Source organism: Gemmiger formicilis (assembly GCF_018784445.1).
GTDB lineage: Bacteria > Bacillota > Clostridia > Oscillospirales > Ruminococcaceae > Gemmiger.
On the sequence record NZ_WQOH01000004.1, the window covers coordinates 413291 to 428815 of the forward strand.

Annotated in this window: 12 protein-coding genes; 8 read left to right on the forward strand and 4 right to left on the reverse strand. The window is 51.7% G+C overall.

Translation table 11 applies throughout. The features are described 5' to 3' along the window. Positions 1-7 precede the first annotated feature (7 nt). The 3 genes from GPK89_RS02115 to GPK89_RS02125 all read left to right on the forward strand — a co-directional run bounded on the left by GPK89_RS02115 (position 8) and on the right by GPK89_RS02125 (position 3411). Entirely contained in the window at positions 8-1801 is a 1794-nt protein-coding gene (locus GPK89_RS02115) for a DUF262 domain-containing protein (protein WP_215691344.1), read from the forward strand. A 258-nt stretch (positions 1802-2059) separates the two neighbouring features. Beyond that, a complete protein-coding gene (locus tag GPK89_RS02120; RefSeq protein WP_215691345.1) occupies positions 2060-2545 on the forward strand; it encodes an HD family phosphohydrolase in 486 nt (161 codons plus the stop codon). A gap of 122 nt (positions 2546-2667) precedes the next feature. Then, entirely contained in the window at positions 2668-3411 is a 744-nt protein-coding gene (locus tag GPK89_RS02125; protein WP_215691346.1) for a tRNA threonylcarbamoyladenosine dehydratase, read from the forward strand. 78 nt (positions 3412-3489) lie between these two features. Here GPK89_RS02125 and GPK89_RS02130 read toward each other — a convergent pair whose 3' ends face one another. After that, on the reverse strand, positions 3490-4356 hold the full coding sequence (locus GPK89_RS02130) for an AraC family transcriptional regulator (RefSeq protein ID WP_346344813.1): 867 nt from the start codon (positions 4354-4356) through the stop codon (positions 3490-3492). A 378-nt stretch (positions 4357-4734) separates the two neighbouring features. Between GPK89_RS02130 and GPK89_RS02135 the strand changes: the two genes are divergently transcribed. After that, complete coding sequence (locus GPK89_RS02135) at positions 4735-6510, forward strand: alpha/beta hydrolase family protein (RefSeq protein WP_215691348.1); 1776 nt, start codon at positions 4735-4737, stop codon at positions 6508-6510. Between the two features lie 766 nt (positions 6511-7276). Then, positions 7277-8830, forward strand: a complete 1554-nt coding sequence (gene rny / locus GPK89_RS02140) for a ribonuclease Y (protein ID WP_215691349.1) — start codon at positions 7277-7279, stop codon at positions 8828-8830. A gap of 227 nt (positions 8831-9057) precedes the next feature. Here rny and GPK89_RS02145 read toward each other — a convergent pair whose 3' ends face one another. From GPK89_RS02145 to nrdD, 3 genes are all read right to left on the reverse strand, one after another. Continuing rightward, entirely contained in the window at positions 9058-9654 is a 597-nt protein-coding gene (locus GPK89_RS02145) for a prepilin-type N-terminal cleavage/methylation domain-containing protein (RefSeq protein ID WP_215691350.1), read from the reverse strand. A 128-nt stretch (positions 9655-9782) separates the two neighbouring features. Continuing rightward, a complete protein-coding gene (locus tag GPK89_RS02150) occupies positions 9783-10790 on the reverse strand; it encodes a hypothetical protein (RefSeq protein ID WP_215691352.1) in 1008 nt (335 codons plus the stop codon). Between the two features lie 12 nt (positions 10791-10802). Further along, a complete protein-coding gene (nrdD, locus tag GPK89_RS02155) occupies positions 10803-12980 on the reverse strand; it encodes an anaerobic ribonucleoside-triphosphate reductase (RefSeq protein ID WP_215691354.1) in 2178 nt (725 codons plus the stop codon). A gap of 144 nt (positions 12981-13124) precedes the next feature. Between nrdD and GPK89_RS02160 the strand changes: the two genes are divergently transcribed. The 3 genes from GPK89_RS02160 to GPK89_RS02170 all read left to right on the forward strand — a co-directional run bounded on the left by GPK89_RS02160 (position 13125) and on the right by GPK89_RS02170 (position 15511). After that, complete coding sequence (locus tag GPK89_RS02160; RefSeq protein WP_215691356.1) at positions 13125-13430, forward strand: hypothetical protein; 306 nt, start codon at positions 13125-13127, stop codon at positions 13428-13430. Continuing rightward, positions 13402-13950 carry an anaerobic ribonucleoside-triphosphate reductase activating protein gene (gene nrdG, locus GPK89_RS02165; protein ID WP_215691358.1) on the forward strand — a complete coding sequence of 183 codons (549 nt, stop codon included), beginning with the start codon at positions 13402-13404 and terminating at the stop codon, positions 13948-13950. Before GPK89_RS02160 ends, nrdG begins: the two co-directional genes overlap by 29 nt. 184 nt (positions 13951-14134) lie before the next feature. Then, entirely contained in the window at positions 14135-15511 is a 1377-nt protein-coding gene (locus GPK89_RS02170) for an MATE family efflux transporter (protein ID WP_215691360.1), read from the forward strand. Positions 15512-15525: the final 14 nt, after the last annotated feature.

The window sequence follows — 15525 nt, forward strand, 5'->3', positions numbered from 1 at the left end:
CGTAAACATGCCAACAACGATAGAAGTAAATAAACAAAGCGTGGAAGCGCTCCTGGGTAGCGGAAAATCAAAACCGTTTGTCATTCCTGAGTACCAGCGACCATATGCTTGGACGGATGAACAGGTAGAAACACTTTTTGAGGATTTATGGGATTTTACTGCTACAAGTGGCGGTACAGAAAGAGAGAGTTCCTATTTCCTCGGAAGTGTAGTTTCCTACGAAAATGAAGATGGTGAGCAGGAAATAATTGATGGACAGCAGCGTATTACGTCTTTGTTTCTGTTGCTACGTGCAATTTATACGAAGCTTGTTGCTACGCCTGCATCAGAGAGAACGGCAGAGGCTAATAACTTTATTGGAAAGATTGAGCCTACTATCTGGAGAACCAATAAACTTACTGGAACGGTGGATTTCAAAAATATCCTTTTGACCTCACGTGTTGTGAATAACGAAGGAAATGAAATTCTGCGATCAATCTTGGAAACCGGAAAAGCGGATGAGGATGCGAAAGATAACTATTCAAAGAATTATCGCCATTTTCAAGAGCTGTTTGATAAGCATTCCACAGAGAATCCATTGATGGTATATCAGTTTATCTATGCGCTCTTGAACCAGGCTATTCTGCTTCCTATCACAGCAGACACCCAGGATACTGCGTTGACTATTTTCTCAACGTTGAATGATAGAGGTCTTCCTCTGTCGGACGCAGATATTTTTAAGGCAAAGATTTACAACCAGCTTGCGCCGGATGATAAGAAGGCATTTATCGACCGCTGGAAAGATTTAGATGAGCAGTCTACAGATGCTAATGAAAGCATCCAGCAGCTGTTCTACTATAATATGTTTTATTATCGCGCACTGGATAAGGATACGAAGACGACTACTCCTGGCGTCAGGAAGTATTATGCGGCTAATAAGTTTGAGCGCTTGTATAAGCCTGAATTGTTGGACACTCTTTTTGTTATCCTGAATCTGTGGAAGGTTGTAAACAAAGGAGAGGAACTTGAAGATGAAGCCTGGTCCAAGAATATTAAAATTAGGCAGACACTGGATATTCTGACTTCATATCCGAACGAGTACTGGAAATACCCGGTTGTTATTTACTATGTTTGCTACAGGAATGAAGAAAATTTTGAAACACGATTTGCTCGGTTCTTGAATAAGCTGCTCATGGAGCTGATGACAAAATACTTGATGATACCGACGATCAATGCTGTAAAGCCGGATATTCTAAAGCTGAATTCTGCAATTGTAGCATCGGATATACCTGCGTTTGAATTTAAGACTGTCGATATGACACAGCTGGAGCCATATATCCAGAATCCGAATCGTAATGTAGTGCGTATGCTTCTGAAGACGCTTGCGTATGAACATCAGGATGATCTGCTTCCGGCTAAGTGGGAGATAGAGCATATCTTTCCACAGAAGTGGCAGACGAATTATTTTCCGGATGAGCCAGACGCAACCATCAAAGAGAAAATTGAGCATATAGGCAATAAGCTCCCATTTGAAAAGAAGCTGAACATTGTCGCTGGTAATGGATATTTTGGCAAGAAGAAAAAAGAGTACACAGCTTCCCAAATTGTAATTACTAAGGCAATGGGAACCTCTGATGTAATGGATTGGAATCTGGAATCCATCACGAAACGTGATATTCGTGTATCTGATGAGGTTGTCAAAATCATGAACAGATGGAATAACGAATATTTAAACACTCCGGTCAGCGAGTGTAAGGCGGGCGAACCATCTGAGGAAGAATTAGCTCAAATTGAGAAATTTAAAAAGAATGGCTGGATCTAGTGATATGTAGAAGGGAGGCATTCTATTTGGCAAAGAAAAAAGATGAAACTTGCCTTGCATTATATAGGTAGAAAAGGCCTTATACCGACTTGTTCCCATAGACTTCAATGGTCAAGACCTTGATATGGATGCCAATTTTGTCACAGATTGCATCTGTTTGCAGCTGTGAATCTTCAATGCCATTGTGACAGATGCCAATGAAGTAATGTAAAGGTCAAGTGACTTTTTCGATAAAAGTTACACACAGGGAGAATTGCTATGTTCTGCAGACTGACACCCGAGGAAGAAGTGCGTATGCACATCCTTTTAAAGGGCATTGCCGACGACCCCAACGCGCTGGAAATGCAAAAGTTCATCCAGCACGGCAGTGTGACGACCTACGAGCATTGTATGCGGGTCACGCGCATTGCATTCTGGCTCAACATCCATCTGCGTGCCCACGCCGACGAGGCCAGCCTGGTAAAAGGTGCGTTCCTGCATGATTTTTACCTGTATGACTGGCATAATTGCAGCAATATCACGCACTGGCATGGCTTTAAGCACCCGCGCATTGCACGCTATAACGCTGAAGTTGTGTTTGCCTTGACCGACAAGGAAAAGGACATTATCCAAAGCCATATGTGGCCGCTGACCCCCACCGACATCCCCCACAGCCGCGAGGCCGCGCTGGTCTGCATGGCCGACAAGATGTCGTCGAGCTATGAGACGGTGTTGGAACGGCGTGCCAAACGAAAAAACAAATGAACCGCAGGGGCCGGGTATGCCCGGCCCTCAGCCATACCGATACAGAACGTTTGCCGTGAAGCCGCGGGCCGGAAATGTCCGGCTCCTACTGGGCGGCATAGAATATAAGGGAGGAACCATTCATGCCTGACCAATACACTCGCACCCGCGCCCAGTTGGGCACGCCCGCGCTGGACGCATTGCGCAAGGCCCATGTGGCCGTGTTCGGCATCGGCGGCGTCGGCGGCCAGGCCGTTGAGGTGCTGGCCCGCAGCGGGGTAGGGGAGCTGAGTTTGTTTGACAGCGACATCGTCGCGCTCTCCAACCTGAACCGCCAGCTGGTGGCGCTGCACTCCACGCTTGGTCAATACAAAGTGGACGCTATGGCCGCCCGCATTGCGGATATCGACCCCACCATCGTCGTACACGCCAACCGTATGTTTTATAACGCCGAAACAGCCGCCGATGTTGACCTGACGCAGTTTGATTACGTGCTGGACTGCATCGACACGGTCAGCGCCAAGCTGCTGCTGATCCGCCGTTGCAAAGAGGCCGGGGTGTCGATTCTGTGCAGCATGGGCGCAGCCAACAAGCTGGACCCGACAGCGTTCAAGGTGGCAGATATCGAGAAAACCACCGTTGACCCGCTGGCAAAGGTCATCCGCATCGAGTGCCGCAAGCGCCGCCTGGGCAAGGTCAAGGTCGTTTTTTCGGAGGAGCCGCCCCTGCCGCCGTTGGCAGATGAGACGAGCGAGGCCCCGGTTGCCGCACGGCGCACCGTGCCCGCCAGCAATGCCTTTGTGCCCGCCGCCTGCGGACTGGTCTGCGGATCGGAGGTCGTCAAGGACATTCTGCGCAAGGCCGGGGCCTACCGCGGCACAAAATAATAAAAGCAAGGATAATCCAAATGGTGCCGTGCGAATGGTAGATTCCCATTCGCACGGCACTTTTTAGGTGACATTATATTATTCTGCCAGTAATTCAGCCTCGGCAAGGGTGGGGTCAAAAGTGCCTTGTACTGCGGGGAAAGATCGTGTGTTCAGTACATATCCTTTGGGAATTGTACGCGGTGTGTAACCGGTGATGAGCTTGAAGGCCCGGTTAAAGCTGCGAATGGTGTTGAAGCCGCAGCGCGACATGACATCGGTTACCTTCAAGTCTGGCTCGGCATTGATGATCTGCACAGCTTTTTCAATCCGCACAACATTCAGATATTGCGAAAAGGTCATGCCCGCCTGGCGTTTGAAGTAGCGGGAAAAGTAAGATTCCGAAACATTCATAAACAGGGCGGCATCGTAAAAGGTAATGCTGTAAAATTCGTGGTCGATGCGGTCCAGAAGCTGTTTGTAACGGGCGGTGACTTCGCTTGGCTGCTGATCGTTTGCGATAAGGGGTTCGCTGCGAAAGATGTCCGTCATCAATTCCTCAATCATGGCAATTGTGCGGACCTCAAAAAAGCGAGGCTGTTCCGAAAGCTCCTGCCGAATGGCAGTGAGCCTTTCCAGAACATTATAGTGATCCTGAAAAAGCGGCGTTGACAGCTGATAAGGATGTGTCAGCGGTTCACAGAGTTTCTCATCAAATAAGCATACCAGCAGCAGACAATCAGGATCGGTATGGATGTAATGCACACACCCACTTTGGCAAAAAATGACACTCTTGGGCAGAAGAGTGTAAGTTGTGTCGGCAACCATGACCTGGGCACAGCCTTCCATACAAACGATCATTTCATGCTCCATGTGCCAGTGGGATATATTCTGCAGGTTTCTGTACTTGCCGACCCACACTTTTTCACTGCCTACATAGGCGCGTTTTTCAAATTTTGCAAGCATAACAGGTTCTCACAATCCACTATGTCAATAAATGTCCATATATGGGAAAAGAATTGCTTTCATTCGGTGTCAGAATGGTATAATATTAACACAAAGATTCAAGAAAAGCAATGATTTAAATGTAAAATGCACAAATTGCAGGAGAGCGGAAATCCTGCTAGTTGTATGAATGACCTTTTTCTTCCTGGCTGCATGGTTGGTGATCGCGACACTGCCTGCACAGCGAAGAAGCGGAGAGTTAGATTGACTGACGCAAATAGAAGAATCAAGAACACAAGGTGGTGAAAAGGTACAGAACAAAATTGTATCCATCGTAGCAAGCGGTGCTTGCAGCCAAAGCACACACATTTTCAATCAAAATGGAAAGAAGGATAAACGATGACACACAGAAAACGTACTTCTATCTTATTGGTGATTTCATTCGTATTGATTTTGGTTGGCAGTTTCTTTTCTAACGCAATCAACACGGATTTTGGAAAAATTAAAACAGATCGCCTCTATCTGATGAATGACAATGGTTATACGGTAAGTGCAAGAATTTATATCCCCAAAACGGCAACGCAGGAGGCACCTGCCCCGGCCATGATTATCTGCCCCGGTGGTGACAGCCCGTCCGATTTGCTTACTCCCTGGGCCAGTGAGATTGCACGCCGTGGCTTTGTGGTAGCACTGGTGGACTATACCGGCTGTGGCGATACGGAAGTTGATAATGCTTCGCAGTATTGGACGAACCACGGTGCTATGGAGCTGGAAACAGTCTACGACTATCTGGCAAATCGGCCATTCGTAGACGCAACCCAGATTGGCGTGGGCGGACATTCCATGGGTTCGCTTTACAGCTATTGCCTGTCAACCAAACGTCAGGTTTCCCTGGTCATTTCTGATGTTATTTACAGCGAGGCTATGCCCACCTACAACCTGGACTTTGTACAGATCTCCGGGCAGCATGATGAAGGTCTGTTGGCGCGCGTCAATAAGATTGATGAATTGTTTAAAGATCCGTTCCTGACAGAACTGTTCGGCACGGATGAGATCGAACCCAACAAACTGTATGGCTCGTGGGAAGACCACAATGCACGCATCTTCTATGTGGTCAACCAGACGCATGCAGATGATATGTACTGGGGGCAGTTTGTCCGCCTGGTAGTGGACTCCGCCATGAACAGCATGGAAGCACCTAATCCGCTTCCTGTAAGCAATATGATCTACGGCTGGAACTTTGTGGCGCTGTTTGTTGTGATCATTGGCATCGTTATGATGTTGTTCTGCGTGGCAGATCTGTTGCTGGATTCTGACCTGTTCTCGTCCCTGAAGCTGCCTGCCCCGCAGGTTACAGCAGGATTTGCCTTTAAGTCAAAGGGCTGGTGGATCTGCGCTGCTATTCTGGCACTGATTCCGGTACTGTTCTTCTTCCCCGGTACAGCGGTCGGCAACCAGATGGCTTCTAATAAACTGTTCCAGCTGGGTACTACCCCCAATGGCTTTCTGATCTGGAGCCTGTTCGCGGCTTGCGGCATGCTGGTATTCTTCCTTGCGTACCACTTTATGTATGGCAAAAAGAAAGGCTGCAATGTTTCCAGCTACGGCCTTGCCACAGGTAGTGATACCAAAGTACACATTGGTTATATTGTAAAATCTGCCGTCTTTGCACTGATCCTGTTTATGCTGGGATACTTTGTCCTGATGTTGATCTATCGCTATGCGGATACAGATGTTCACGGCCTCAGTATCAGCTTCCGTCTGCTGAATGACGCCAAATGTGCAACGATGCCTTGGTATTGCCTTGGTATGCTGCCATACTTCCTGCTGGTTACGCTTGCAGGCAATACTTTACAGTTCCGCGGAGATGTCAGCAAAGGTAAGGATATGACCAAGTCGGTTATTTTGGGCGCCTGCATTGGCATGGTGGGTATGCTGCTGCTCTTCATCTTCTATGAAGTAACGCTGCGTCTGAACCGCCCGTTCTACACAGGTCATTTTGCACACTTCTACATGCTGCTCCTTTCTAATGTGCTGCTGCAGTTCTGCGTGGCTTCCGGTCTGGCAATTTTTATCCGCAGAAAGACCAACAGCATCTGGCCTGGTGTATTTATTGGTACGGCACTGGTTGCATTTGGCATGGTTAGCTCCAACAGTATTGCCATGATTATCTGATCTCTTGTGGAAGGTGTCCACGCATACAATAAAAAGAGCTGCTGAACAAAGCAATCCAAATCGATAAAGAGCGTACGCTTTAAAATGTTAGAAACAAAAGCATTAGAATATCTTCGCAAAGATGATGCGTGACAGCTCTAAGACACCGGTAAAATAAAATTAGCCTCGGTAAAGTAGGCGGGGCCGGCGAAAGCCGGCTCCGTTTTTATTTAAGGCGTGAAGCAGTGGGCTGGGTCGGTATCAGTCGATTACAGAGCCGGACCGTGGGTTGTGCGGATACCATAAGCAGAATAGGCGGCGGAAATGCTGCTGAAAGAAAACGCAAAAAAATAGGGATGGCCTTGGTAAGAGGCTATCCCTGTTTTTTAGCTGATGTGTAAATCGCAGCTTTGGCAACTGCTTTTTGCTGCTTTTTAACGTATCTGCGATATCAGTATAAAATAGGGGCGTTTTGCATGAAAAATACCACTTTGACCCCGGCTTCTTCTTGACAAAAGCACTAAATCAAAGTAAAATTAGAACTAGGAAATAAAGAACCAGACGGCAGGTGTGCCCTGCGCGTGGTTCCTTAAAGGGTGTCGCCCACCGGGAACGCCGCTTTTTACGATATTCAACGTCTTTTTTGACGGTTCTGTGTATATTCTGCGTGCAGGGGCATTGTGCGCCTTTTTGGCCGACCTGCCGCGTCTTTTACTGTAACAATATCATAAGTTAAGCGTCCCGCTGCGCCGCATCCTCCTAGTTAAATCAAGGAGTGAAACCGACTATGTCACCAATTTTGACCGTGGTGCTGGTCCTTGTTGCTGCTGTTGCTGCTGGGGCGCTTGGTTTTTACCTCGGCGGCGAGAACCGCAAGCGCACTGCCGAAGCCAAGATCGGCAGCGCCGAAGAGGAAGCCAAACGCATCGTGAACGATGCCATCAAGGCTGCCGAGCAGAAGCGCAAGGAAACCATCATCGAAGCGAAGGACGAAGCCTTCAAACTCAAGAGCGACGCCGACAAGGAAATCAAGGATCGCCGCGCCGAAATCTCCCGCCAGGAGCGCCGCATCGACCAGAAAGAGGAAGCTCTTGACAAGCGTACCACCCAGATGGAGCGCAAAGAAGAGGACCTCAAGCGCCGCAGCGAGACGGTGGAAGCCCGCTTAGACGAACTGGAACAGCTGAAACTGCGCCAGACCGAAAAGCTGGAAACCATCGCCGCCATGTCCAAAGAGGACGCCCGCGCCGTGCTGCTGAAGCAGGTGGACGACGAGCTGACCCACGAAAAGGCCATGAAGATCAGCGCCTACCAGGCTAACATGAAGGACGAGTGCGACAACCTCGCCCGTGAGCTGGTTGGCCAGGCCATTGCCCGCTGCGCGGCTGACGCCACCAGCGAGGCCACCGTCAGCGTTGTGCCGCTGCCCAGCGACGAGATGAAGGGCCGCATCATTGGCCGCGAGGGCCGCAACATCCGTGCTCTGGAGACCGCCACCGGCTGTGACCTCATCATTGACGACACGCCGGAGGCTATCACGCTGTCCAGCTTTGACCAGACTCGCCGTGAGGTCGCCCGCATGGCGCTGGAACGCTTGATTGCTGATGGCCGTATCCACCCGGCCCGCATTGAGGAGACTGTCGACAAGTGCCGCCGCGAACTGGAAATTCAGATGAAGCGCGAGGGCGACAAAGCCATTATGGAGTTGGGCATTCACAGCCTGCATCCCGACCTGGTCAAGCTCATTGGCCGTTTGAAGTACCGCACCAGCTTCGGCCAGAATGTGCTGAGCCATTCTCTGGAAGTGGCCTGGCTGGCTGGCTTGATGGCCGGTGAGCTGGGTGTCAATGTCCAGCTGGCCCGCCGTGCCGGTTTGCTGCATGATATCGGCAAGGCGCTCGACCACGAGATTGAGGGCAGCCACGTCCAGATCGGCGTCGACATCTGCAAGAAGTACCGCGAAAACCCGCAGGTCATCCACGCCATCGAGGCCCACCATGGCGATGTGGAGCCGAAAACCACACTGGCGTTTATCATTATGGCCGCCGACGCGATTTCCGCCGCCCGCCCGGGTGCCCGCCGCGAGAACATGGAGAGCTACATCAAGCGTCTGGAAACGCTGGAAGCCCTCTGCAACGGCTTCGAGGGTGTCGAAAGCTCCTACGCCGTCCAGGCTGGCCGCGAGGTGCGCATCCTTGTTCAGCCCGACAAGGTCAGCGACGACGAGGTCATTCTGCTGGCCCGCAATGTCGCAAAGAAGATCGAAAACGAGCTGGATTACCCCGGCCAGATCAAGGTCAGCGTCATCCGCGAGAGCCGCGCCACCGAGTACGCAAAATAAGTTTGCCAATAGAAAACGGCAGCCCGCCATGGGCTGCCGTTTTTTGTGCATATAAGGGGTATGGGGAGGAATTCATCCCTTCTCGGGTACTTTGCGGGCGGCACAAGATACGCCATCCACCGCCCATGTAGGGGCCGGGCATGCCCGGCCCGCAACTGTACCACTACATCCGCCTAATTGGGAAGGGGCTTGACCCCTCCGGGGAAAACCTATGTAAACATTATTCCTTATCCACAAATCGTTCCAATAATAGTTGCCTTTTCCAACAAGGTATTATAGAACTTGACACCATAAGGATCTGTCAAATACTCTTTGATATATTGAACCCCTTGGAATATATAAGCGCTGTAATCAGGGGCTTCTTCTGTGCTGAAAGAAAGATATTCTTGTGTTTGCGCGAGGTATACACCAACGTGTCCTTTCCCATCATAATATACCAATAGACCTACTTTCCCTGTATCTGTTACATATGCACCGAATGCGCCTTTTCCATCGGCAGTAAGGGATGACAGTTCCGAAAGGTCTACAATATCGTTGTAGCGATTGGCTTTGTTGGCGTCAGCTGCATTTTTTCCTGCAATAATTTCACGTCCATCTATGGTGGGAACATATCCTTGCCACTCTGGCTTCGCATACAACTCACTCATCTCTGTCTGTATCGCCGTGTGCAGCATCCTCGTCTCCGCAATGACCTGCCTCTTCCTTGCCTTATCAATATACCCGGTCAGTGCGGGCACCAGCAATGCGGCCAGCGCCGCCAGAATCACCAACACTACAATCAATTCCACCAGCGTAAAGCCGCGTTTCGCCTTTCTTGTATCCATAAAACAGGTACTTCCTTTTTTCGCATAATGCCGCTATTATAGCGCAGCAGGCGGGGGTATGTCAACACCAAGAAAGCCGTTTTCACTTATTTCGTGGAAACGGCTTTCTTCTTGCATATCATATAACCTTAATTAGAGGCAACTGTATTATTTTGCGGGTTAAAAGTAAAAGTCTCTTCCGCAACGATCGTACGGCTTGGGCTGGCTTCAAGGATAATCGGCATTACAATTTCGGTAATCGAAGCTGGGTCTTTGCCATTGGCTTTGTAAGTATCCAGATAGTCATAATAGTAGATATCTGTATAGGCGTTAGAATGAGCATCCACTCCGACGTTTCCTTCGGGACGACACTCAAGACCATTCATGGAGCCAATTCCGAAGCTAAGGGATATATCCTCATCCGATTTGTTCTCTATATAGGCCTTGGCCGTATAACCATACACACCATCCGGGTCAAAGCCACATATCACCATCGTGCAATACTCATTGTCGACCAAGACATAGTCCGTCGGCTGCATTTCACGCTTTACCGGGGCTGCATTTTCTTCACCCTTGGGGTAGATAACAAAATCATCATCGACAGGGTCTACTCTATGGTCAACGTTCCACTCCGCTTCATCGTACACGTCAAAATGAATGTTTACAGTGTTGATATCCTGCGGGTTGATGCTGTAAATCTTTAGGCCCGGTGCATCCCATTTGACTTCTTTTGTTTCTTCTTGCCCCGGTTCTACACTGGGTATCCAGGAAAAGTCTGCATCCATACCATTCAATTCCTCGCAGCTGGGCATGACGTAAAGTGTTTTATCAGAAGTTTTGTTTTTGAAGGAAAGTTTCCAATAATAACCGTAATCATCATCGTACCCCACGCCCTGGAGTGCTAATGTGCAAGTATCGTTGTCAGCGATAATCTGCGCCTGAAAATCAGGGTCATAGGTAATGGTGTTTTCCGGCTCAGGCGTTACTGCATCAGCAGAAACAACAGCCTCACTGCTTGTATTGGTATCCATCGTTCCAGAACTGCTTGCTGTGCTCGATTCACTGACGGCAGCAGACGCTGTCTCCGCTGAACTTCCGCAAGCAACCAAAGATGCAGCCATGGCTGCCGCCACAGCAACTGCAATCAGCTTTCTCATTTTACTTACCTCTTACAGATGCAGCACTCGATCCTTGATCTCTGCCGTCCGGCCCTGGTTCCAGAACTGGGTGCCGATATAGCCGCAGGTGCGGCGGGCAACGTTCAGCTTGTTCTGGTCGCGGTTGTGGCACTTGGGGCACTCCCAGACCAGCTTGCCGTCCTCCGGCACAATCTGAATTTCACCGTCGTAGCCGCAGACCTGGCAGTAGTCGCTCTTGGTGTTCAGCTCGGCATACATGATGTTCTCGTAGATGAACTGCATGACCTTGATGACAGCTTCGAGGTTATCCTGCATATTGGGTACTTCCACGTAGCTGATGGCACCACCCGGGGACAGCTTCTGGAACTCGCTCTCGAATTTCAGCTTGGTGAAGGCGTCGATATGCTCGGTGACGTGGACGTGGTAGGAGTTCGTGATATAGTTGTGGTCAGTGATGCCCGGCACCACACCGAAACGCTTCTGCAGGCACTTGGCGAACTTGTAGGTCGTGGATTCCAGCGGTGTGCCGTACAGGCTGAAATCAATATTGTGCTGGTTCTTCCACTTGGCGCAGGCGTCGTTCATATGCTGCATCACGTTCAGTGCAAAGGGCTTGGCGGCGGGGTCGGTGTGGCTCTTGCCGGTCATATACTTGCAGCACTCATACAGGCCCGCATAGCCCAGGCTGATGGTGGAATAGCCGCCGTAGAGCAGCTTGTCGATGGGCTCGCCCTTCTTCAGGCGGGCCAATGCGCCGTACTGCCACAGGATGGGCGCGGCGTCGCTCAGGGTGCCTTTCAGGCGGTTATGGCGGCACATCAGGGCCTTGTGGCACAGCTCCAGGCGCTCGTCAAACAGCTGCCAGAACTTATCAAAATCGCCGCCGCTGGACAGAGCCACATCCACCAGGTTGATGGTGACAACGCCCTGATTGAAGCGGCCGTAATACTTGGGCTTGCCGTTCTCGTCGATGTACGGTGTCAGGAAGCTGCGGCAGCCCATGCAGGTGAAGCAGTGGCCCTCGCCGTTGGCATCGACCTTGTATTCCAGCATCTTCTTCTCGCTGATATAGTCGGGCACCATGCGCTTGGCGGTGCACTTGGCGGCGAGTTTGGTCAGGTAGTAGTAGGGCTGGCCCTCGTAAATATTGTCGTCCTCCAGGACGTAAATCAGCTTAGGGAAGGCAGGGGTGATCCAGACGCCGGCTTCGTTCTTGACACCCTGGTAGCGCTGGCGCAGCATTTCCTCAATGACGATGGCCAAGTCGGACTTGAGACGCTGGTTGTCACCGGCCTCGTTCAGGTACATAAACACCGTGATGAACGGTGCCTGGCCGTTGGTGGTCATCAGGGTGACGACCTGGTACTGGATGGTCTGCACGCCGCGCTTGATTTCCTCGCGCAGGCGCTTCTCGACGATCTCGGAGATTTTTTCCTCGCCGGGATCAATGCCCAGGTCCTTCATCTCGGCCTCGACATCGCGGCGGATCTTCTTGCGGCTGACATCGACGAAGGGGGCCAGATGGGTCAGGCTGATGCTCTGGCCGCCGTACTGGCTGGACGCAACTTGCGCGATGATCTGCGTGGCAATGTTGCAGGCGGTGGAGAAGGAGTGCGGCTTCTCAATCAAAGTGCCGGAAATGACCGTGCCGTTCTGCAGCATATCGTCCAGGTTGACGAGGTCGCAGTTGTGCATATGCTGGGCATAGTAGTCGGCATCGTGGAAGTGGATGATGCCCTCCTCGTGCGCCTTGACGATCTCCGGGGGAAGCAGCATACGCATCGTCAGATCCTTGCTGACCTCACCGGCCATATAGTCGCGCTGGACGCTGTTGACGGTGGGGTTCTTGTTGGAGTTTTCCTGCTTGACTTCCTCGTTGTTGCACTCGATCAGGGACAGAATCTTGTCGTCCGTGGTGTTGTGGGTGCGCTTGAGGCTCTGCACATAGCGGTAGGTGATGTACTTGCGGGCCACCTCATACGCGCCGGTGGCCATGATGGCATCCTCGACGATATCCTGAATCTCTTCCACGTTCATGGCGTGGCCGCGGGCATAGCAGACCTCCTGCACATGGTCGCTGATCTCGATGATCTGCTGCTTCGTCAAGCGCTGGGCCTCGGGCACGACCTTATTCGCCTTCGTGATGGCCGAAATGATTTTGGTGATGTCAAAGACAGCTTCGCTGCCGTTGCGCTTGATGATCTTCATGGTGACTCCTCTTTTTATAATAGAATAAACAGATGCGGAACATGGTAATACGCACTGTATAAAACACGTATCTGTTGCCGGGCTGTACAAAGCCCGTTTCGCGAGCAAGACTATAATACCGCAACCAGAGGGAAAAGTCAATGGATGAAACCACTAGATATTGTGTTATATGATATTCAAAGAACAAAATATTCCGTTTTCGTCGCCTCAACGTGCAAAAAGGATACTGCCAAAAATGAGGCGGAATTTTTAGTGATTTTGAGCGGTTCTACACAAAATGACGCTGTATCGCAGAAAACAAGCCATTGCATTTTGTTTTCACGGTTGCATTATGTCGGTAAAGCTGGTATACTAGGTAAGGTTTTGGGGTATGCCCCAAGCCCTTACACAAGATATGGGGATGCCCCACAGGAGAACTGCCATGAACTACGCCACCATCAAATATTGTGATATTGCCAACGGGGAAGGGGTGCGCACCAGCCTGTTTGTCTCGGGCTGCCGCCGCCATTGCCCCAACTGTTTCAACGCAGTGGCGTGGGATTTCAACTATGGCGCGCCCTTTACCGACGCGGTGAAGGAGCAAATCATCGAGAGCCTGGCCCCCGGCTACATCAACGGTCTGTCGCTGCTGGGCGGTGAGCCGCTGGAGCCGGAAAACCAGCATGCGCTGCTGCCCTTTATCAAAGAGGTAAAGGCCCGCTGCCCGGGTAAGACCATCTGGTGCTACACCGGCAACAATCTCGAACACGAGGTCTGGCAGCCCGGCTGCGGCCGCTGCGAGGTCACGGACGAGTTCCTACAATATATAGATGTGCTGGTGGACGGCGAATTTGTGCAGGACAAGTATGATATCAGCCTGCGGTTCCGCGGTTCGAGCAACCAGCGCATCATTGACATGAACAAGACCCGCGCGGCGGGAAAGATCGTCCTTTGGCAGGACGACCCGATTTTTGCGGATCACAAGATGTAACGGAGGCGGCCGCGGGCGGATATGGAGTCCGCTCCTGCGAACCGCAAGGCCGAGGTGCAGGGGCCGCACATATGAGGCCCACAGCCCTGCGGTAAGAAGCCGTCTGCCTTCCACGCGAGGGCCGGGCATGCCCGGCCCCTACACCTCTGCCATATTTCAAAAATAGGAGCAATAATCATCTACTATGTCCACCCCCGCTAAATCCAAATCCATGACCGAAGGGCCATTGGCCAAACAAATTCTGCTGGTCAGTCTGCCGCTGGCCCTGTCTAACCTTTTACAAATTCTGTTCAACCTGTCCGATGTTGCCGTTGTGGGCCGCTTTGCAGGCTCCACGGCGCTGGGCGCAGTCGGCTCCACGGCAACGTTCGTCACGCTGTTCACCGGCTTTCTTATCGGCCTCAGCAACGGTATCAATGTGCTGGTGGCGCGGTTTTACGGTGCCAGGCACCCCAAGGACGTCAGCAAGACCGTCCATTCGGCGTTGCTGGTCAGCCTGGCGGCGGGTGTGCTGCTGCTGTTTATCGGTCTGGTCGGCTCGCCCGCGCTGCTGCGGCTGTTGAATACCAAAGAGGACCTGCTCCCCGGTGCCATTTTGTACCTGCGCGTCTACTTTTTGGGTATGCCCGCGCTGGCGCTCTATAACTTCGGCAACGCTGTGTTCAGCGCCATCGGCGATACCAAGAAACCGCTAACCTATCTTTCTATCGCAGGTGCGCTGAATATTGTGTTGAACCTGTTCTTCGTCATCGTCTGCAAGCTCGATGTCGCGGGTGTGGCGCTGGCCAGCACGATTGCCCAGTGCGTTTCGGCGGGGCTGATCCTGCACGCGCTGACAAAAGTCCGGGACTGCTATGCGCTGGACTTTCACAAGATAAAATTAGACATTCCAACGACAAAACGCATTTTGCTGCTGGGGATTCCGGCAGGCTTCCAGAACGCGGTTTTCGCTATCGCCAACCTGTTTATCCAGGCGGGCGTCAACTCTTTCGACTCGCTGATGGTCAAGGGCAACTCGGCCGCCGCCAACGCGGATGCCCTGATTTATGACGCTATGGCGGCGTTTTACATGGCCTGCGCCAGCTTTATGAGCCAGAACTACGGTGCGGGCAAGCTGGACCGCGTAAAGAAAAGCTACTTCATCGCGCTGGCCTACTCCTTTGGGCTGGGCGCGGTGCTGGGCGGTGGGCTGCTGGTGTTCGGCCGCCAGTTCCTTGCGCTGTTCACCACCGAGAGTGCCGTCATCGACGCAGGCATGAAGCGCATCATGGTCATGGGCTGGGCCTACTGCATCTCGGCTTTCATGGACTGCACGATTGCCGCCTCCCGCGGGCTGGGCCAGACCATCGGCCCCACCGTTATCGTTATTCTGGGGTCCTGCGTATTCCGCGTGGCGTGGGTCTACACGATCTTCGCCCACTTCCACACGATTCCCTCGCTGTACCTGCTGTATCCCTGCTCCTGGGCGCTGACTGCCGCCGCAGAGATCGCCTATTTTGTCTTTGCCTACCGCCAGTCCGTCCAGTGCTTGCAGCAGCGCGACGCCCTGGCGCGCCTGTAAGGGGAGGGGAGAGG

Coding starts and splice junctions, on each gene's coding strand:
- GPK89_RS02160 (WP_215691356.1), top strand. CDS start 13,125: ATGAAACCACTAGATATTGTGTTATATGATATTCAAAGAACAAAATAT.
- nrdG (WP_215691358.1), top strand. CDS start 13,402: ATGAACTACGCCACCATCAAATATTGTGATATTGCCAACGGGGAAGGG.
- GPK89_RS02115 (WP_215691344.1), top strand. CDS start 8: ATGCCAACAACGATAGAAGTAAATAAACAAAGCGTGGAAGCGCTCCTG.
- nrdD (WP_215691354.1), bottom strand. CDS start 12,980: ATGAAGATCATCAAGCGCAACGGCAGCGAAGCTGTCTTTGACATCACC.
- GPK89_RS02120 (WP_215691345.1), top strand. CDS start 2,060: ATGTTCTGCAGACTGACACCCGAGGAAGAAGTGCGTATGCACATCCTT.
- GPK89_RS02170 (WP_215691360.1), top strand. CDS start 14,135: ATGTCCACCCCCGCTAAATCCAAATCCATGACCGAAGGGCCATTGGCC.
- GPK89_RS02145 (WP_215691350.1), bottom strand. CDS start 9,654: ATGGATACAAGAAAGGCGAAACGCGGCTTTACGCTGGTGGAATTGATT.
- rny (WP_215691349.1), top strand. CDS start 7,277: ATGTCACCAATTTTGACCGTGGTGCTGGTCCTTGTTGCTGCTGTTGCT.
- GPK89_RS02150 (WP_215691352.1), bottom strand. CDS start 10,790: ATGAGAAAGCTGATTGCAGTTGCTGTGGCGGCAGCCATGGCTGCATCT.
- GPK89_RS02135 (WP_215691348.1), top strand. CDS start 4,735: ATGACACACAGAAAACGTACTTCTATCTTATTGGTGATTTCATTCGTA.
- GPK89_RS02125 (WP_215691346.1), top strand. CDS start 2,668: ATGCCTGACCAATACACTCGCACCCGCGCCCAGTTGGGCACGCCCGCG.
- GPK89_RS02130 (WP_346344813.1), bottom strand. CDS start 4,356: ATGCTTGCAAAATTTGAAAAACGCGCCTATGTAGGCAGTGAAAAAGTG.